Consider the following 20,676-nt stretch of genomic DNA (forward strand, 5'->3'; position numbering starts at 1 on the left):
CCGAAAATCACGTTAATAGTTGGATATTTCACCGGCTAACCAGTTCATGTGATTGATAAAAAACTGACGGTCGCACTCAACCTCTTTCTCGTACGACCCCATCGGAATTCCTCCGACACCCACTTGTTCATTCATAATATCCCATCTCTTGAAATTCAACTCCTGTGATTTTGCGATGAGCTGGCTCGTTTCTTCGATGTGCTGAAGAATATCGGCCGTTACAGAGATGCTGTTCCATAGCTCTTTTACCTTGGCTTTAAATGGAGGATCCTGCAGGAGACGGTCGTAGTAGAATGCGTTTGACTGCCAGACGTAATAGTCTGCAGGTCTCGGCCTTACCCCGTCGTACCATCCGATTCCGATGGACCACTCAAAATCCCAAACGGGTCCCATGGAGAGTTTTGAATCATTCATATCCGCTTTGATCAGGTAGACGTTTGTATCCATGTTGGCGAGGATGTTCTGGAAAATAAACCACCGGACGAAGCTTAATTCATCAATATAACGTCGGTATCCGTTCTGTGGGTCAGCAAATGTTTCCGAAGCGAGTACAGACTCGAACTCGTCCATGTAATTTTTGATATAGTGCCATTGATCGTCGCTTAGATCGTCTTCTGGGTCAGGATTCTTGAACGAATAGCCATAACCCCTTAATGCTGAGACAAAGTGCTTCGGCTCCTGCTCATAGTATCCGTCACGCTCAAAAATAAAACCCTGCTCCGGGATATCGATGCGGTTACTCCCCTGTTCAATTGCTTCGGTGATCTGGTAATTTCCAAGGTATTCTCCATTGAGCACCACTTCCACAAATTGGTCGTCGGGTGTCCATGGAAAATGCATCAATCGGCTCAACTGAAAGGCTATGCTGGTACGAAGCAATGTCTTGTCGCAGTAGTTGGCGAGCAGGACCCAGTCCTTTGCCTCTTCCATCCCCAAAATGGAGGTCTTTGTATCCAATTTCAACTTATAGGGTTTCTTGGGATAGCTCCATGTAGCGTTTCCCCTTCCCTTTATTCTCAGTGAGTTCTCTGAAATTGTTTCCCCTTCTTTTTTGATAATCAGGTTGGCGTTGACATACTCATCTTTCGAATCGACCGCTTTTTCATTCTCTGTCTCGATGTACAGGACAGGAAGCCCGGTTTCGATCAGTTCGTCGGAGAAGGTGATTTGAAACGTTACCTCGCGGTCGCGTGCCCGGACGGTCACATTGGATGACCCTTTTTTGAATATGTTCCCTGTCCATTCTGTTTTGTAATGGGAGGTTGGCTTTCTTGTACTGTCGGTATAGACTTCGGATACCTCCAAACCACTGAAATCTGGTGTCTCTCCGAGTTTGAAAACCGTTTTATCCGGAAGTTTTGCAATTTCGGTATCGGTAAATATTTTAGGTGCTAATTTCTCCTTTTCACAGGAAACAAAAAGGAAAGAAAAAACCGAGAGTGCTATCCACGAGACAAGCCTGTTGAATTGTAAGTTCTTCATCATAATCTTGTCAGATTCGTACATGGTTGGTGATAGACGAGTTGCATGGCTTAATCATACAAAGTTGAAAAGGAAGGGTTTCATTTTCGAGACCCTTCCTTTGTCGGTGATTAGTACGTTGTAATTTCGCCGAAGTACGTCCAGGCACCATTTCCCCAGTTAGATACGACTTCCACTTTCAGGTATCGGCCCGCTTGCTGGTCAGTCGTCTTGTAATCCAGTTCTGTCGAGTAGTCATTCGACATTTCCGAGAGGTCGAGTATCGTCGTCCAGTTTGTATTGTCTTCGCTGACGGAGAAGATCACGTGTTTGGGTTCCATCCCGTGGTCATCCTGTCGGTTCCATATCAGGAATCCCTTGATGGCTGGCCTCACCTTCTTCATGTCGACGATAAACCACTGCGGCATTCCGTTCTTGCTGCCATCGAAAGGTTCACTGTGCCAAGTGGTGCTTTTGTTGCCGTCAAAAATTTTATTTACTCCCCAATCCGCGTTCCATTCCGATTTATAGTCGACCACTTCCCAAGTACTCTTTTCCCAATCATACTCGCCGGTTGGTTTCGTTCCGGCCCAGGTGGATACGTCGGCCACGTACGTATAGGGTGCGTCGGCCCAGTTCGACAGTACGGTTACCTTAAAGTATTTGGCGACGACCTTTTGTGGCAGTTCCAATACCTGCATGGTGCGTGAAGCCGGTAATTCCGGTACATCCAGCACTTCCGTCCAATTGGTTCCGTCCATACTGGTTTCGAATTTTACATGCTTCGGAAGCGCATGTTGATCGGGATCCTGCCGGTTGATCCATGAGAATCCTTCGATGAGCTTGTATCCGTTCATGTTGATCGCGAACCACTGGGGCATTCCGGTCAACGCACTGTGCCAATAGGAATTCCGGTTTCCGTCGTACACGCTTTCAACTTCGTACCCTTCCTGCCATACGGATGAAGAGCCATGGGCCGTCCATAAATTCTCGAGCGCTAGCAGCTCTACATCCCCTTTTATGACGAGATAGACCGTTTTAAACGCTTCGTTGACAGGGATTTTATCTCCCGTAGCAGATTGAATGGTAACCGGAAGTAGGTAATCGTGTGCAAAGTCTACTAATGACGGTTGAACGGTTACCGTCACGACATCGGATATCCGGTCGCCGTCCGGAATAGCAATCGAGTTTTTGTCAAGAGACCAGGATCCGTCGGGCAGCGGCAAATAACTGGTATTGTTCTCCGTGTTATAACGATCTACCAAAGCGTTGTCTACCGCAAGATTCACGGTGATTTCACCCTGATTGTAATTGGTAGTGCCGCCGTAAGAGACCGACAGCGGATAGGTAAATGGATCGTCGAGGCTGATGGTCTGTTCTATCGGACCGTCTGCTGCTCCCGACAGCGACAGGAACATAAACCTTTCCAGCTCGATTGATTCTGCGTAAGGATCACTACAGGAATTAAGAATGAGAACCCCGCACAGTATGCTGAACGCTAATTTTATAATATGTTTCATTCGAAAATAATTTGTTTTTAACTGCCTCATGGAACCTTTGATGATTAAAATAACCATTAAGCACATAGCGTAATGGTTATTTTAATCATGTCGGGTTCATACACTCATTTCCTTTTGATGTGATTAATTCCAACCCGGATTTTGCCAGTTGGTACCGGTATGGCTCTGCATTTTATTGATTTCTCCCTGCGGGATGGGGTAGAGATAGAGTTTTTCCTTGAAGGATTCGCGCGCAAACCCGATCCGTTCGTAGGTAAAGGAATCGCCTACTTTGGTGATTCTCATTCCCGTGACGTAATGCTCTACATCCTCCATAATTTTCCAGCGGCGCACATCAAAATAACGATGGCCCTCGTAAGCAAGTTCAACCCGGCGTTCGTTGCGGTAGCGTTTCTCGAATTCATCTTTCGACAATCCGGCGGGCAGGTCGGGCATATTCACCCTCCGGCGGATGGCGTTGACCGCGTCGCGTGCGCTCATGGACATCCCATTTCCGATGTTGACGGCAGCATCCGGGTTGCCGGTTGACTGATATGCAGCTTCCGCGAAGTTAAGATACATTTCTGCAAGACGGAACATGCGGATTTCACCGTCGGCGTCGTTGTCACGCCCCGATTTCCAGTTGTTGTACTTCCTCAGGTAGTAACCGGTATGGGTGGCGCGGCGGTCGGTAGAAGAGATGGCATCTTTCCCACCGACATAGCTTTGAACGGGGTCTGCGGGAGTTGTCTCGACCCGTACGTTAATTTCCATATCTTTCACGTAAACGATACTTCCTTCGTCCGCACCGACGTCGAACCGCAAGGAGTGGTCAGCAGCCCCCCATTTCCACCAGCTCTCGCTCCTGTAGGGAGTCAAATCCAATTCGAAGTCTATCCATTCGTCCGATTTGTGAAGAACCACGTTTTCCGGGGTTGACTGTCCTCCGGCGGCGCCGGGAGACTGGAAAAAGAACTGTGCATTGGTAATCTCTTTGTTGCTTTTGTATTTGAATTTAAGCAAGATCGAACCCGAAGAAGCGTCGATGTTGGTACCCAGGGTGGTGGTCGGCGCAAAAGGGTCGCCGCCGAGGGTTTCGATGCGAAATGCACCGTCTTCTTCCGTGATGGAGATGTTATTTCCGGAGAGCGTCATTTCGAGCGGATAATGGTCATCCCTTGCAAGTCCGCCCGATGTGCCCAAATCCCGTCTTGCGCCATTGAAATAAACGGTTGCGTAGAAACGGGGATCCCTTCCCTCATAGGGGTTTTCCGGATCATAACCCGATGCGGTGTTAATAATGGGTTGCAGGTGCTGGGGATCGGAATAGCCGCTGATCGGAGGCAGCCCGGTAGCCTGCATCTCATAACTATCCACCAGCTCCTGTGTAGGGCTAGCTCCTGCCGAACTTTGCCCAGGGGTGGAGGGCATACCGTGGCTTCCCCAGACATTTACTTTCGGTCCACCGTAAATGGTTTCCTTGTCGCGTGCGCGCTGCTCATCGTGCTGCGTAATAAAATAGAGTTCATAGGTGTTTTGAGCAATCGTCTGGTCCGGAACCTCCGTCCAAAGCTGATAACCATTCGCCAAAAGATTTGACAGCGCATTGCCGGTAATTTCTGCGGCATTGTTCCATGAATAGGTGCCATCGGCAAACAGCGGACTGGCGGCGTAAAGTATCGCCTCTGAGCGGATGGCCTGCACCACCGCCCGGTTCATAATCCAGTTTTCGCCGACACGCACCGTCCAGGAGAAGCCTAACGATGATTCGGGTGCGCTCATCGCTGCATCGCAATCAGCAAGTATTTGGTTGACAACGGCTGATACCGGTGAACGGCCATCTTGGCTGAAGTCGTGGTCAATCTCGTAAGATTCGGTGATCAATGGAACTGAACCGTAGCGTTTGATCAACTGTAGGTAATAGAGCGCCCGTAGCGTATGAGCCTGTGCTTTCCAGGAAGTAATCTCATCCTCAAGCGACGCCAGGTCTTCGGCCGAAACACCTTCAATCCTTTTCAGAAAGATATTGCAGTTGCGGATGGATTGGTAGATTGCGCTCCAGGGCTGTCCGTCTACGTTGGTGTAATTAGCCGCTGAATACGCATCGGCATACCATAGGGAAGGGAGTGACCCCTGGAAAACCCGTTCTGAACTTTGCGCTTCGTCGGTAAGCGCCGAACGGTTGATATCGGGAAAAATCCGGGTATTGTAGCACGCATTCAGATATCCCCTTACGCCGTTCTTGGTTTTGAATAGTTCGTCGAGCGAGGAGCGCCCATCATACTCAAGTTCCAGCAGGTTGTTGCAGGAAGGAGCAAAACACGCGGCTAACCCAATTATTAAGAAGACAATATATTTTTTCATCTGATTAAATTTTAAAATTTAATACTTAATCCCACGTTGTACAAACGATATACGGGAATCCCTTCGATACCTCCGTCATAATGACCTTCCGGCCCATAAATGTCATGGTCCAGTTTATCCCAGGTGAATAGGTTTTGTCCACTCAGATAGAACCTTATGCCATTGTAAGCCTTGAACGTATACCCTAATTCCAGGTTTTTTAACCGCAGATAGGATTTATCTTCGAGGAAGAAATTACTGGCTTCATGGTTGGAATTCTTCTTGGCAGACAATGCAGGATACGTAATGTTCTCTCCATTGGCATACCGTTCAGGTGTCCAAGCGGTTTTGTGCCATTCGGAATACATGCCTTCGAAGTTATATTCTACCCGGCTATTGGACATGTCGATTGTCCAATAATCGGCGATTCCCTGGAAAAGAAAATTCAGGTCAAAGCTCTTGTACTTGAATCCACCATGGAACGCATAGAAGAAGTTTGGTAAGGCACCTTTTCCGAGGGGTACTTTGTCTTTGTCATTGATTTTACCGTCGGCATTGAGGTCATAGTATTTCAGGTAACCGGGTCTTGGCGTACCGATCTCGTAGACCAACCCACTGTTGTCAATCTCTTCCTGGCTATTGAAATATCCGTTGCCATTATGGTCGTCGACCCGATAACCCCATTGCTGTCCGATCGGATATCCTTCCTGACGGATGCGGTAGGCGAAGTCTTCTGCCCGTTCGCTTTCGTCCCAGAAAATGACTTTATTTTTGTTGTAAGCCAACCATCCGCCGAAAGACAGCGTTAGGTCACGGGTAAGGTCTCTTGTGAAATCGAGCGCTACCTCGTACCCCTTGTTTTCGAAAACACCCACATTGGTGCTTGGATAATTTCCAAGCGCGACTCCCTGATACTCCGGTGTTCTGGACGTAGCGCTGGTGACGCCGTTCTCTGTCCGCTCATTATACATGTCAACCGATAACGTTAGGTTGTTCAACAGGGAGAGGTCGATTCCAAGGTTCTTTTTGGTAATTATTTCCGGATCGAGGAGGGGATTGGCAACCTGGCCTTCGTTTACGTTATGGCCGCCCAGGAATCCCAATCCACCACCGGTTAATGTGACGTTGTCGAGGTAGACGTACCTGCCTACTCCCCGGTCGTTACCTGCTTTACCCCACGAACCGCGGAATTTTAAGTACGTTAAGATGGGGTTCTCTTTTAAAAACGACTCATTGGAGGCCACCCAACCAGCGGATACAGCCGGAAAGGCGGTGAAACGGTTCTGGCGGGAATATTGTTCCGAGCCGGAGTAGCCGAGATCGAATTTAACCAAATACCGGTCGTCAAATCCATAGCCCACACTCACGCCGGAATTTAACCGTTTGTAAGGTAATCCTCCTCCCGCTTTGTTGAGGTGCTGATAAAAACTGTAAGCCATAGCGGTTACATCGTGTACATCTTTGAATCTCCGGTGATAATTCAAGACACCTTTATAGTTCAGATTATAATAAAAACTCGTACTGCTTCTGTACTGCAACGGGCTATTGACCTGTGTCCGTATCTTTTCAAATTCCAACTCGGAATAATCTTTGGTACGCACCCATTCTTCATAAGTACGGTTGGCGAATAATCCTTTGACCGCGTTTGTTTGGTAGCCGTAGCTACCGCTCAGGCTTAACCCCGGCGTCACAAAGCTCAGGTCGAGTTTGGGCGCAAACTGTGCATAGATATTGGTGACGGTATACTGGTCATACCCAAGGCGGTTGATGACGGCCCATGAGGTAATCGGTTCCGTTTCCGTAACAACCACTTCACCCCCGGAGATATCACCCGTTTCGGGATCTTGTACCAACGGCGTGGTCGGACCGTAATTATAGGGCGGTAAGGTGAAAAAGCGATACCATATCCGTTTAGCAAACCCATCCCAACTGCCTCCGTAGGTCATTTCCACCGCATGGCCGCCCGGCGTTCTTTCCCGCTTGATGTTTCCACTAAGATTCACCCCGATAGAAAGATATTTGTTTAGGTTCACATCCACGTTTGATCGGATGTTGGCCCATACAAAACTGTTGTTTGGGTTATAATCGGTGGTTGTCGGATCTACCTTCCACATACCATCCTGATGCAATACATTCACGTTGGTATAAAAAACGGCTTTATCCCCGCCACCTGTAAGATTAACATTCACCCTATTCATATGGGTGATGTCTTTGGCGTTCATTGCTCTCCAGTTATTGTCGGGGAAATATTCCCTGTCTTCGCCCGCGGCGAATCCCTCTTCTGCAACTTGGCTGAAATAGGAGTACATTCCGTTGCCATCGTTATAACCTGCCTGGTTACGTAGCCGCACGAAATCGGCCGAGCTGATGTGGGGTGGGGTTGTCGTACGTTGTTCAAACGTATGGTTAACTTCAGCCTCTATCTTAAGCGGTTGCTTTACGCCGCGCTTGGTCGTGATGACAATCACACCATTCGCTCCATGAATCCCGTACAATGCCTGGGAGGAGGCATCTTTCAATACGTTGATGGACTCGACCTCGTGGGCAGTGATGTATTCAAAAAGTTCATTGGCATTGTAATCATATGGGAAACCATCGATGACAACCATAGCTGTGCCGCCGTTGGGAGAGGAATAGCCCCTCACCCAAAGTTCGGTGTTGGTCCGTGCCGGCTCCGAGTAGGTTTCGCGGGTAAACAATCCCGGTAAACGCCCGGCGAGCGACATGGAGAGGTTTCCAACGGGCGAACGACGTAATTGGTCGCTCGTTACGCTCACCGTCGCATCAGTCACCTCTCTCTTCGGTTGGGTATAATTTCCGAAGTACACTTTCTCGTCCAAGTCGTACGTTTCGGCACGTTTTAGGGTCACATTCAGTGTCCCTTCGGTAACTTCATGTGTTTGCGAAACGTATCCGCGCAATGAGAAGGCCAAGTACGTGCTGCCATCATCGATTTCCAAATCATAATTACCGTCTTTGTCGGTCGCGGCAACATTTTTGCCATTCGCTGAGGCGACGATTACCCCCTGCAGTATCGAGCCATATTCATCTTTGACAGTCCCGCTGACCTGCGCGTGAAGGAACCCCACCCACAAAAACAACGAAACCAATGAAAATATAGCTTTATTTGTTGAATTATTCATAAAAGAATCTCGTTTTTGAATTAACAATCAAATTACCACCCCGGGTTTTGCCAGTTCTCTCCGGTCAGACCGATCATGATATTCACGTCGTCCAACGGTATGGGAAACCACATAAATTTACGCGAGTAGCAGAGCCGCTCACGTGAAACAGGTCCTCTGGCATAAGTGTAAGTCCCGTCTGCGTTGCGGGTAATATGTGCTGCGGTAATCCACCGGTCGGTTTTTTCGAGATCTCCGTCGGGCGTATTCCAACGACGCACATCAAAGTATCGATGTGATTCAAACGCGAGTTCCACCCGGCGTTCATTACGGATACGGAGCAAGAGCTGATCTTTAGAAAGACCCTGCGGCAGTTCAGGCATGTTCACACGCTTACGGATCGCGTTGACCGCCTCGTAAGCGTCATTCAAGTGGCCGGCTTCTGCAGCTGCTTCTGCAAGATTCAGATAAATTTCGCCTAACCTCATCACTTTCGGAGCAGCCATGCCAACGTTCACTACTTCCTGTCCGGTATTCGGGTGCATGAATTTCCGCAGGAAATACCCCGTACGGGTGGCTTTCCGCGTAGTTGGATGCCTGCCTGTCTGGGGCTCTCCTGTCCAGGTAGCAATCACCCTTGTACGATAGCCTCTGCCTGCCGGATAGTTTTCAATGCTTTCGGTTGTTTCATCAAAAGGCCAGTAGGCTTTGCGCAGTGACCCGTTGTAGTAGATGGACGCATAAAAGCGCGGATCGCGGTTTTCATATGGATTCTGCTCGTCGTATAGCGTATTGTTGGGATTAAAGTTGGGCTGGAGGTGCGTCACTTCGTCCACGTAGGGCTTCGCTAAATCAAGGATGGGCTGTCCGTCAATGGTTTCAAAACAATCCACGATTTCCTGCGATGGGCACGAACCTGATTTATATTGGTTTTGGGCGCCTACACCGTCCGTACCGAATCCGTCTTGGCCGGCATTGGTCTGATAGATCGTCTCTTTGTCGGTCGGGCTACTTTCGTAAGCCATACTGTTAGAAAAATACTCGTTGAAAAGCTTTGCCGCGTCGTTTGGCAAAAAAACATCCGGATTGTCACTCCAAGACGGGAAATTAACCTGGTCGTACAATTCATATCCGTTTGCGCTCAAGTTCGCAAGGGCTTGCTTATTGAGTTGATAAGCCTCTTCCCAATAGTCGTTTCCTTCGTTGTACAACGGGCTGGCAGCATAAAGAGACATCCTCGATTTGAGGCCTTCTGCTACCGCTTTGGTAAACCGGAATGCCTCGGCACCGGAAGTGATGCGCCAGGGCAATTCAGGCGTTGACAGCGCTACATCACAATCCTCAATAATGAATTGCACCACATCGTAATAGGAGCTGCGAACCGTTTGCGAAAAATCATCTTCGTAGCCATGTGCTTCCCTTACGATAGGGAGCGCGCATCCGAAAAATTTAAGAAGTACTGAGTAATAATAAGCCCGCAGCAAATGTGCCTCAGCCTTCCATCGAGCACGGTTCGATTCATTCCGTACCGTGGCCCCGTCAATCTGTCCAAGGAACAAAGAGCATTTGCGGATGCCTTCCCACATGCGTACCCAATACTGGCCGTTGTTGCCATCGGCTCGGTCTGCATTGAAATGAGAAGCGGCAGAGACATTTCCGCTATATAATTTTCCGGAGGTAATCCATGGCTCGGCTTCCGCATCCGTATCCCAAGCCTCGTCACTCCAGTCTACCGGCCCACGCATATGGAAGAAATACGATTTCCCTTCCCCGGGTATGTACGCATAACAGGAGTTCATATAGGCGGCGACTTTCTCATCGTCTTTAAAGACATCCTCAAGGGAGATTTTCCCATCGGGCGCCTGGTCTAGTACATCGGAGCATCCTGTGAAAAATATAGATGCAACCAATACCAGTGTTTTTGCGATTTTAAACATATAATCAGTCATAGTAATATCGTTTTACAGTGTTGGTATGATCAGAATTTGATATTGGCACCGAAGCTGAAGATCGAAGTCTGTGGATAGCCTATCGAGTCGTCATTTTCGGGGTCAAGGTGGGTCGGCCTGAATTTGGGTGACCACGTAAACACATTCTGTCCATTCATAAACACTCTCATGTTGGAGACTCCTATTAACCGCAGCGAATTTTCCGGGAGCGTATAGCCCACCTCAAAGTTTTTCAGCCGGAAGAGATCTCGGTCAAAGATGAAGAACGAGTTTGCCCGATGATTCACGCCCTCCTCAGAGTGCAGTGCCGGATAGGTAATCTCTTCTCCGTTTTTCCAACGCTCCTCGGTCCATGCCTTTTTGTGATAAGGGAAATAGGTCCCGTCAAGCGTTGTTTCGTACGTGCCTTGCGAAGCGAGACCGGAATTGAACTTACCCAGTCCCTGGAAGAAAATATAGGCATCGAATGACTTCCATTCGGCCGATAATGAAAAGCCATAACTGTAGCGGGGAATGTGTCCAACACCGATGGGAGCTTCGTCCTTGTCGTCAATTATATTGTCACCGTTCAAATCTTTATAAACAAAGTCCCCCGGGCCTGGTGTCCCGAATGAGTAGGTAACGCGTTCAGGATCGGCCAGCGATTCGGCGTTCCAGTACCCGCCGTCCTGGTCCCAGTCGATGAGGTATCCCCAATTCTGCCCGATCGGATAACCGGTGCTACGGTATCGGTATGCGTAGGTATCATCACGCGGTACCTCGTCAACGTTGAGGCGCTTATTCCGGTTATACGAAAGTTGTCCCCTGAAATGGAGGAACAGGTCGGGATTCACGCGCTTGTTGTATCCCAGCTCAATCTCATACCCCTGGTTCAGCACTTCGCCCATATTGACTTTCGGTATATTGCCGAGGGGGACACCCTGCCATACGGGAATGCTTCGCCGCTGGAGAAGAATCTGAGAGCGGTTTTCACGGAAGAAATCAACCTGCCCCGTGATGTCCTTGATAATGGAAAAGTCCAGTCCCAAGTTGTATTTATTGGCCACTTCCCACGTGAGCATCCGATTGCCCAGTAATCCTTCGTTGATCCGTTTTCCGGCAGCCAAACTACCCGAGAACCCGCCGCCTCCGATGGTAATATCATCTAAATAGAGGAAACGTAGTCTGTCCATTTGATCGTTGCCTACCTTTCCATAGGAAGTCCGGATCTTCAGGAATGTGATATAAGGGTTGTCCTTCAAGAACGGTTCTTGACTGATCGCCCACCCGATCGATCCCGAGGGGAAGAAGCCAAATCGCTTTTCAGGGGAGAACTGTTCCGACCCGTTATAACCGAAGTTGACTTCAGCAAGGTAACGTGTATCGTAATCATACGTGGCGCGTCCTGCGAAACCGAGTACATTGAAAGGAATAGCGGCCCCTCCATCATCCCAGTAATCCCGGTCGCCACGGAGCATACCGCCTACGTTGTGCTTTCCAAACGACCGGTTATAAAGAAGTTGTCCCTGGATGTTGACATTGTACTTCGCGCCCTGCCCATAACTTAAATAGAAATTGTCTTGTTTCAATTGGAATACAGAGAAGGAAAGTTCATCCGTCTCGGGGTTGATAAATGCTTGGTATTCGGTTTGATTCATATTCCCTCTCACCCAATTGTTTCCCATGGCATCGTATGAAATCATCGCTTTAAGGGCAAGTCCTTTCGTAATTCCCTCCAAATTGAAGTCCAGTCCGAATGAGGAGTTCAGGTTAGATCGGGTCTGCAGGTCATAACCATACCAGTTCATGATCGTGAATGGCGAGCGGTCGGCATAGTGTCCACTGGTCAGGTATGTGGGATCCAGCGGCAGATTGGGAGGAACGCCAAATCCCGGAATGGTTACAGGCCCTGGCGTCATGGGCACAATGGTCTGTGCCTGATACATCATATCGCGCACCAGCCAGTTCCGGTCGCCACCGTACATCACGGCAGAATTTGGCATGTTTACTTTCTCAATGTAGGTGCCTAAGTTGAGAAATGCAGAGAGCCATTTATTCACTTTATAATCCACATTTGATCGGAACGAATAACGATCCAATTTAAATGATGGATCATATTTCAGGATATCTTCCGAGAGGGTGTTCATATTCCCGCCCTGGTGAAGGTAGCCAACATTCAGGAAGTAGGTGATTTTATCGGTCCCGCCTCTCAGGTTGGTATTTAAGTTGGTCTGCGGCGACCATCTTCTCACCAGCATCCGATACCAATCGTTATCGGGATACATCCATTTCCGTAGGGCCGCTTGTTCTTCGTAATCGGGTGCGGATGGATCCAGTCCGGCAAGCGGATTTTCGAACTTGGCGATAATTTCGGGAGTAAAGGGCGCTTCGAACCGGTCGTTTTCCATGGCTATGTTACGCAGCTTCATGTACTCGATCGATCCTGGCATTTCCGGTTCGCGGGTGAGCTTAGAATAGCTTTGCGTAAGATTGGCGGAAAGTTCGGGCTTCCCTACTTTACCTCGTTTTGTTGTGATGATCAATACGCCATTCGCGCCGCGCACGCCGAATATCGCCGTTGCCGAAGCGTCTTTCAATACCGAAATCGTTTCCACCTCATTGATATCGAGGGTACGAATGTTGTCCCTAGGTACCCCGTCTATCAGAATCAGCGGATTGGTGCCGTTGGTCGTCGCGGCGCCCCGAAGGTACATGGTCGCGTCGTCGACACCCGGTTGCCCGCCCACACGCTGCATGGATGTAAGACCGGCAACACGCCCGGCGAGTGCGTTGGCGAGGTTAGGCGACGATGATATGCGTAATTCGCCTGGGCTGACGGAAGAAATGGCCCCGGTAACCGTCACTTTTTTCTGCACACCGTAGGCAACGACCACAACTTCATCCAGCCCCAGGTTATCCGGTATCAACTGGACATTGATGGGCGACGCGTTACGTACGGGCAGCTCTTGGTCAATGTAGCCAACTAAACGAAACAACAAGGTGTCTCCAACACGGACTCCCGTCAGCACATAGGTACCGTCCTCTCCCGTGGATACGGCAGCAGATTTGTGTTTAACACTAACGGTTGCACCAGCCAACGGCCCTTGTTCATCGCTCACTTTTCCACTAATATTCACCTGTTGTTGTGCGGCCGATATAGCCGGAAATGAAAAGATGAAAAAGGCAGCAAAAACAGCAAACATCCATGGTTTTGCTTTACGCGGTAAATGTTTAAGCATAATTCATAATTTTTAAAGTTAATTTAGATAATAATATTACTAGTGATGCGTTATAAGTTATAAATAATAACAGTCGTTCTTTGATAGGATCCCAAATCCATTCTACTAATAGAATTCTTCGATATAGAATTTTAATCTAAAGGTATTGCTTAAAAATATCCCGACTTTTCTCGGGTTGGTCTCATCCGATACGATTTAGATTAGATTTATTAATTGGGTGTCCGCTAATAACGTTTGAAAGACAATTTTTCAATAAACATGCTATCTGTTTTGCAATACGGCTAACTAATCAACTCATTTACGGCACCCACCACGTTTCAGTTCTACGTTTATCAACAACGATGGCATCTATCACAAACCCAGCACCCAACGCGTGCAACACGAGCCTACAATTTACCCTATCAAGGGGTTTTCCAACTTTACCTATACAGTGATCTTTAATTTAAACTTATAACAAAACAAACCTAACCATTAGATTGAATGACAGCAACCCGCCCCATGCTGTCCCGTCCCGCGCTGTCCTGCACGCTCTTGGATCATCTCTTGGCTATGCATGGTGAACACCGGCTTCGGTTTCCTCGGCTATTCGGGCCATGTGAGTATCTTATCTGAAATTACTGTTTGAATTAATCAAGGGTGAGGAAACCCATCGCGGTTAGCCAGACAAACAGCGGGAGATTGCCTCATTCGCCTGTACGATTCCAGTAGATTTTGAGGTTGTGGGTTGAACGCCCCGACGCAATGATATCCGGTTTCCCGTCTCCATTTAAATCTGCAACGGCGAGGTCTTCACACGCCATGTCCCCGATGTCAATCGCCCGTACACTCCAGGCTTCCCACAGTGAGTTGAAGGGAATATAGAGTTTGATACCGATGAGGCCCGCTTGGTTTGGATTCCGCCATCCGGCAACGATCTGATCCCTTCCCTGCCCGATAAAATCGGCCACCGCCAACCCATGGCCTTCGCGGAGGTCTTCATCCAGCACAATCCGCTCTGCCTGATTGAGTTTGCGGGCACCAGTACGGGGGACATATGCCGCCAGGATATTTCCATGCAGCGGTTCAATGCCCGCTAGTATAGGTACATGCTCCTCGGCTTTTCCCAATCGAAGTTCGCCTAAGCCATGCTCTTTCCCCAATTGTTTCAAGCCATTTTGGGCACGCCACTTGCGGTTGCTGTAAGAAAAAGCTTTTATGCCTTCCTTGCCACCGATGTATACGCTTTCATTTTCGCCCTCTTTATGTATGTCAAGGTTGTGCGTGAGGTGCATGGATTCATCAATGATCCAGTGCTGCCACGGCAGGTGCGGGTCATCGGGCTTTTCATAGGCAATTACTTTTACTCCATTGCCCGCACCGTCTTTATTGCCCCGGCCGTGGAGGGGCAGCACGATCAGGTGATACCGGCCTTCTTCGGCTTTGGCCCAGCGCATCCGGTGCACGGTGGGTTCGTGGTGCAGTTTGACGGGAGTCCACAGTTGGGTGGGATCATCCGGACGGATCAGGTAATGGACGGAGCCAGATTGTGCCGTATCTGACGTCTCACCCGGGTTCCATTGTGCTCCTACAGCCACTTCCACCTTTCCGTCTCCGTCAATGTCACGTGCCGCAATGCATACATTATCGTGCTCGGTGAGGTTTTCCACCATTGTAAATTTTTTCCAGTCGCCGTTGCGGTACCAAACGAAGGCCTTCTTATCAGCGAGCAGGATATCAGGCTTGCCGTCGCCGTCCACATCACCGATGGCGATCCCGTAGCCGATGGACACTTGATCGTCTACCAGCTGCTGTTCAAAAGAAGGTTGCGGTTGCGCAATCAGGTGGATGAAGGTAAGTAACGCTGGAACCATAGCGGTATCTTTTGGTAGTTAAAGATACAAAATCCGATCAGTAATGCAAGTGCCGATGGTCTTTTGATGGCATCGGCACTTGATTTTCCTAGTTGGTCGTAGGGGAAATGCGGGATAGATGTACATCCGTAAACATTGCGCCGGATTGCCCTTGGAGAACAATGTCGTCGTATACCCGGGATGGAAAAAAGATTTCGGTCATGGCGGTGAGGCCATCGTCGGCAAACACTTCGATCGAAGCTACATCCACCCAAAGTGAGACCCGGATTTCCGGCTGGTCGCCAATCCGGGGAGCGCTGTCCTTGCTGGCAAACTTCTCGCTAAACGCATGGTTTCCTGCCAGGGTACGGTCAATGAAGAAACGTCGTTCCGTAGCGGCATAACCGAATGTAATCTGTTCGTTTGCGTCATTTTTCAGGGTCACTTCAAAAGTATGATCGGCGGGATACGTAAGATCCAGGCGGTATGTTTCCGGCAGGTTCCCTGCGGTTGCTTTCAGCGACAAGCTTTCGCCGCCATCGACGGAGGGAAGCTTTTGCAGGGAGGAGGTAATGGCGGAAAGTTCCGGTACAGGCTGGGACGCGAGATACCACTTGCCGTTGATTTTTTCGATACCCAGTTCGCGTGGAAGCGTGGTTGCTCCGCGCCATGTTTCCGTCGGTACGACGTTGGCGTATTCCCAATTGTTCATCCAGCCGATAAAGATGCGCCGGTTGCCGGTATTCGACCACGTAACTCCCGCATAATTGTCGCGGCCGAAATCCAGCCAACGGGTGTCCGTGTCAAACGGGCGAAAAGTCGTTCCATCAAAATCGCCTACAAAATATTGGCCGCCCGACCCTCCATTGGGCGCTCCCGGATTCAGGTTGACGATCAGCACCCATATCTTCTTTCCCTGATCGTCGAAACTGATTAGATCGGGACACTCCCAAACACCGCCATGGGCACCGATGCCCTCTCCAAATTCACTCAGCTTCGTCCATTCCTTTAGGTTGGGTGAACCATAAAAAGTAATGCTTTGTTTGGTGGCCAATGTCATCACCCACTTTTCACTTTCCTCGTGCCACATGACTTTCGGGTCGCGGAAATCCCGGATACCCGGGTTGGGCAGCACGGGGTTGCCCTCATATTTTGCCCAGGTTTTTCCCTCATCGGTACTGTACGCGAGGCTTTGGTATTGGGGAAGCCCGGCTTGATTCTGCGCGAGGGTATGGTTATGGTGTGTGAATATGGCTACCAGTGCATTATTGCCAAATCCGGCGGTGTTGTCTTTGTCTACCACGGCACTCCCGGAAAAGATGGTTCCGAGTGAGTCGGGGAAGAGTGCGATGGGCTGTTCCTCCCAATGCAGTAGGTCCTGGCTGGTCGCATGGCCCCAGTGCATCGGCCCCCAGACGGTACTGTCAGGATTATGCTGGAAGAAAAGGTGGTACGTTCCATTGTGATATACCATCCCGTTGGGGTCATTCATCCATCCTGTTTTGGGTGAAAAATGAAAGCCGGGTCTGTAGCGTTCCAAGGATACATTTTCTGATTGCCGGAGGGGGCCGGAACACCCTAGTAGGGTTGATGCAGCCAAAAAAAGAGCGATATATGGTTTCATGATTATCTATGTTGTCATTTCCAGATGGACTGTGCGCTGAATACTTCCAGATTTTTCACCTCGATGTTGTTGCCCCAGAAGTGGAAACCTTCCTGATTGTCGGCATGGGGTTTCCGCTCCATGGAATAGGAGAATGCACCGCCATCGATAAACACTTCGATACTTGTCCGGTCGATGTAGATATCGGCCGAAATCTCCATGCTTGTCCGGTCTGCGGGCGAATAAAAGGTACCATTCACCGTATTGAAATTGAGGTCGTAATCGATAATCCGTTGGCCGAAAAGGTTAAATCCGGCACTCGTGGCGTGTGATAACTTGAATGCAGTTTTTATCCGCAGTCCGTCCGCGCGGTCAAATTCATCCAATAGCTCGTTTGCCTGATCCGAGGTCAGGTTTTCCCATTGGCGGACGGACGAAAACAGCTGTTCGGTTTCTTTCACGGGAACGTTGAACAGTCGCGGACCCTCTTTAGTGGTGCGGAGCGTCAGTTCCGTGGGCAGTAGCATCATGCCATTGAATGGCATGCCCGCATGGCTTATCCGGCCCCAGCCGATCTGCACCCGGCGACCGTCCGGCATATTGGTAAACGTCTGTGCAGCGTATATGGAACCCGCCGTATACGGATATTTACCCGCTTCGGGTGTGAATACCTTGCCATCAAACGAGCCCAGCATATACGTTCCCGATGCGCCGTACATGACCCATTTGGTGTTTTCCGGGTTGCCGTCTATGGGCAGTTCGAAAAGCTCGGGGCACTCCCAGAAACCCGTCACGTGGCTTTCGTATTTCCAGTCCTTGAGATTGGCGGAGGTGTAAATGGAATGCCCGTCGCGTTCGTTGAGGACCATGACCCAATGGTTGCCGGGCTTGTACCAAAAGACCTTTGGATCCCGGGTATCCTTGCTGTTCCAGCTATGTTTGGAGTCGATCACCGGGTTTCCTTTGTATTTGATAAACGTGCGCCCGTTATCCAAACTATAGGCGATACACTGTACCTGCTTCTCCGGACTGTCAGCCGTGTAAGCCGCAATCATGGCGGGAACACCATCCGTATTAAAGCCTGCAGTATTGTCGTAGTCGATAACTGCTGAACCTGAAAACATGGTTCCTAACTCATCGGGGTACAACGCATCGGGCAGCTCTTCCCAGTGGATCAGGTCGTCGCTGATGGCGTGTCCCCAGTGCATGTTTTGCCACTCGCGCTCATAGGGATTGTGTTGGTAGAACAGGTGATACTGGCCATCGTGGTAGATCAGTCCATTGGGGTCGTTTATCCATCCGCGCCGGGTGGTGAAATGGAATTGGGGGCGGTTACGTTCGCTGTACAGGCTGTCCTGGCCGGCTAAGGTATCGGCCTGGTAAATGCGGGCCAATCCGCCGTCATCTCCCCGGTAGGTAATTTTTACTGTCTTGCCTTTCAGGTCAGATACATCCTTGAATACCCAATAGTCGGTCTGGTCGTGTGCAAGCCGGATCACTACGGACAGGTCGGGTTTGCCGTCCACCTGGAAAATCATCTCGGCTCGGTCTACCTGGTGCGATACCGGAAAATTGAGATACCGCTTGGTGATGTTGATTTCAATTTCCCCGGCTTTGGAGGAAAAACCTCCTAAGAGCAGTATTAATATGCAGGTTGTCGCTGTTTTTACTATTTGTGGATTCATATTGTCATTTTTTAAGGTCCAACCTTCCTTTTCAATCGTAGTGAGGAAATCAATATGCTAAGATATTGAAATCTACGACTTCTTCCGATTGCCGAGCAAGATGGCAGTACCGGTTCTGCTGCTCCCGGTACCCCATCAAGCCGGCATATATTTTGCCTCGTCATTTACTCACGGTTACGTCCCGACCAGATGGATGCGAGTTCGTGCACCTCTAGCTTTTTCAGCAATGCTTTTCGATCGTTGCCCCGTCCCTTGATGAATGCATCCACTTGGTTATTTTTGACCTTGTCGAAAGGCAGCACATAATATAGCTCACCGTCGTTGACAAACACTTCCAGTATGTTTTTGTCGACAATTGCCTCGATTTTAAATGTTTCCGAATCCGGGTTTACATAGTTGGTTTTGCCATTGGTCTCTCCGTGCATGGCCAGGAACTCTCCCAGCAGGTGGTCGTAAGACAATTCGTAACCGTGTACGGAAATGCCGAATGTCGTGGCATCTCCTTTCTCGAATTCGGCGATTACATGCACCGCGTCACTGTGTACGTTCAGCGATACGCCGTTATCAAGACGGATCATCCGGTTTTCAAGCACCTGGCTGTTTTGGTGCAGGCGAGTGATTTCGGAGATGGGAGAAGGGCATAGCCGGAGGCCGTCAAACGATTTTTTCAGCCGCAGTTCCGTCGGGAACAGCATGGGTTGGTTGAAGGGCATGCCGGCATGGATCAGTCCACGGCCCCATCCCTGCTGTATCCTCCGGTTATCGGGCGTATTGTTGAACGTTTGGGAGGCATAAAAATAGCCACCTCCGTAATCGTACTGCCTAAACATCTGGGTTACGGTAAACCGCTTGCCGTCAAAGTCACCCAGCACGTATCTGCCGGTGGCGTCATACATTACCCACCGGGTTTCGCCGGCTTCACCCTCGACGGGCAGTTCGAAAAGTTCGGGGCATTCAAAGAACCCCTCTACGCCCGATTGGTAGGTCCAGTTCTTCAGATCCGGCGAGGTATAGATCACTTGTTGATTCATAATGGCATCGTCGCCGGTAGACATTTTCTTGGTCATTCCAAAATCCCATACGACCATTACCCAATGCTTTCCGGGCTCGTACCAGAACACCTTGGGATCACGGCCCTGATGCTTCAAGATCGGATTCCCTTTGTACTCCTCAAATGTGATTCCATTGTCGTAACTAAGCTTTAGGCATTCCCCCCGTCCGGTGCTCGTATACACGGCGATGAGGGGGTCGATGCCATTCTTCCGGAAGCCGGCGGTGTTCAGCGGATCGTAGACCGCCGAACCCGAAAAGGCGGCATCTTTCTCTCCAAATGGATAAATCGCTTCGGGTTGTTCTTTCCAATGAATCAGGTCTTGGCTGGTGGCATGCCCCCAATGCATGTTTCCCCACGCCCATCCATATGGATTGTGTTGGTAGAATAGGTGGTATTCGTGGTTGTAGTAAATGAGTCCGTTGGGGTCATTGATCCAGCCGCGGCGGGCGGAGTAATGTGCCTGTGGTCGTTTCTGCTCCGCATATACACTGTCCTCGCCCGGGAAATGGTCTGCGGCGAAAACCATCTGCAGTGCCTTGCTGCGTTGTGCGGAGGAGATGGTGATGTTTTTGTTGCTTGCCTGCGTGAGGTTGCTGAATGCCCCACTCATGGGGATGTTTTCATTGGATACCGCTACGGACAGCGTTTTGCCCTGGTGGCGCGAGACGTCAAAGAACACCCAATAGTCCGGTTTGCCGTCGGTCAGTTTCAACGTGAATTGGTCCAGGAGCTTGTCTCCATCGCTGATCCGCATCCGGGTGAGCGGATTGGATTCGCTCACCGGCAGGTTGAGGTAAACCTGTCCTTTTTGGATATCAATTTGCCGGATGGTGTCTTGTGCAGCGGTTTCGGAAACCGCGACTATGCATGCTCCTGAAAGGAGGAAACAGAAAATAACTCGTTTAGCTCTCAT

Annotated in this window: 10 protein-coding genes; all 10 read right to left on the reverse strand. The window is 49.6% G+C overall.

What is annotated here, in order from left to right; all coding sequences use genetic code 11:
- Positions 1-12 precede the first annotated feature (12 nt).
- On the reverse strand, positions 13-1,485 hold the full coding sequence (locus IEX60_RS08975; protein ID WP_188749701.1) for a CotH kinase family protein: 1,473 nt from the start codon (positions 1,483-1,485) through the stop codon (positions 13-15).
- Between the two features lie 107 nt (positions 1,486-1,592).
- A complete protein-coding gene (locus tag IEX60_RS08980) occupies positions 1,593-2,981 on the reverse strand; it encodes a discoidin domain-containing protein (RefSeq protein ID WP_188749704.1) in 1,389 nt (462 codons plus the stop codon).
- Between the two features lie 123 nt (positions 2,982-3,104).
- Positions 3,105-5,324: a RagB/SusD family nutrient uptake outer membrane protein gene (locus IEX60_RS08985; protein ID WP_188749706.1), complete on the reverse strand. Its 2,220-nt coding sequence runs from the start codon at positions 5,322-5,324 to the stop codon at positions 3,105-3,107.
- A gap of 11 nt (positions 5,325-5,335) precedes the next feature.
- Positions 5,336-8,446 (reverse strand): SusC/RagA family TonB-linked outer membrane protein, encoded by a 3,111-nt coding sequence (locus IEX60_RS08990; RefSeq protein ID WP_188749708.1) that lies wholly within the window; start codon positions 8,444-8,446, stop codon positions 5,336-5,338.
- Positions 8,447-8,478: 32 nt separating this feature from the next.
- Complete coding sequence (locus tag IEX60_RS08995; RefSeq protein ID WP_188749710.1) at positions 8,479-10,374, reverse strand: RagB/SusD family nutrient uptake outer membrane protein; 1,896 nt, start codon at positions 10,372-10,374, stop codon at positions 8,479-8,481.
- Between the two features lie 29 nt (positions 10,375-10,403).
- Complete coding sequence (locus tag IEX60_RS09000) at positions 10,404-13,592, reverse strand: SusC/RagA family TonB-linked outer membrane protein (RefSeq protein WP_188749712.1); 3,189 nt, start codon at positions 13,590-13,592, stop codon at positions 10,404-10,406.
- Between the two features lie 683 nt (positions 13,593-14,275).
- Entirely contained in the window at positions 14,276-15,442 is a 1,167-nt protein-coding gene (locus IEX60_RS09005) for an FG-GAP and VCBS repeat-containing protein (RefSeq protein WP_188749714.1), read from the reverse strand.
- An 88-nt stretch (positions 15,443-15,530) separates the two neighbouring features.
- Positions 15,531-17,045 carry a glycoside hydrolase family 32 protein gene (locus tag IEX60_RS09010; RefSeq protein WP_188749717.1) on the reverse strand — a complete coding sequence of 505 codons (1,515 nt, stop codon included), beginning with the start codon at positions 17,043-17,045 and terminating at the stop codon, positions 15,531-15,533.
- A gap of 14 nt (positions 17,046-17,059) precedes the next feature.
- Positions 17,060-18,709: a glycoside hydrolase family 32 protein gene (locus IEX60_RS09015; RefSeq protein ID WP_188749719.1), complete on the reverse strand. Its 1,650-nt coding sequence runs from the start codon at positions 18,707-18,709 to the stop codon at positions 17,060-17,062.
- Positions 18,710-18,873: 164 nt separating this feature from the next.
- On the reverse strand, positions 18,874-20,676 hold the full coding sequence (locus tag IEX60_RS09020; RefSeq protein ID WP_188749721.1) for a glycoside hydrolase family 32 protein: 1,803 nt from the start codon (positions 20,674-20,676) through the stop codon (positions 18,874-18,876).

Origin of the sequence: Parapedobacter defluvii (genome assembly GCF_014642075.1) — a bacterium.
GTDB classification, from domain to species: Bacteria; Bacteroidota; Bacteroidia; order Sphingobacteriales; family Sphingobacteriaceae; genus Parapedobacter; species Parapedobacter defluvii.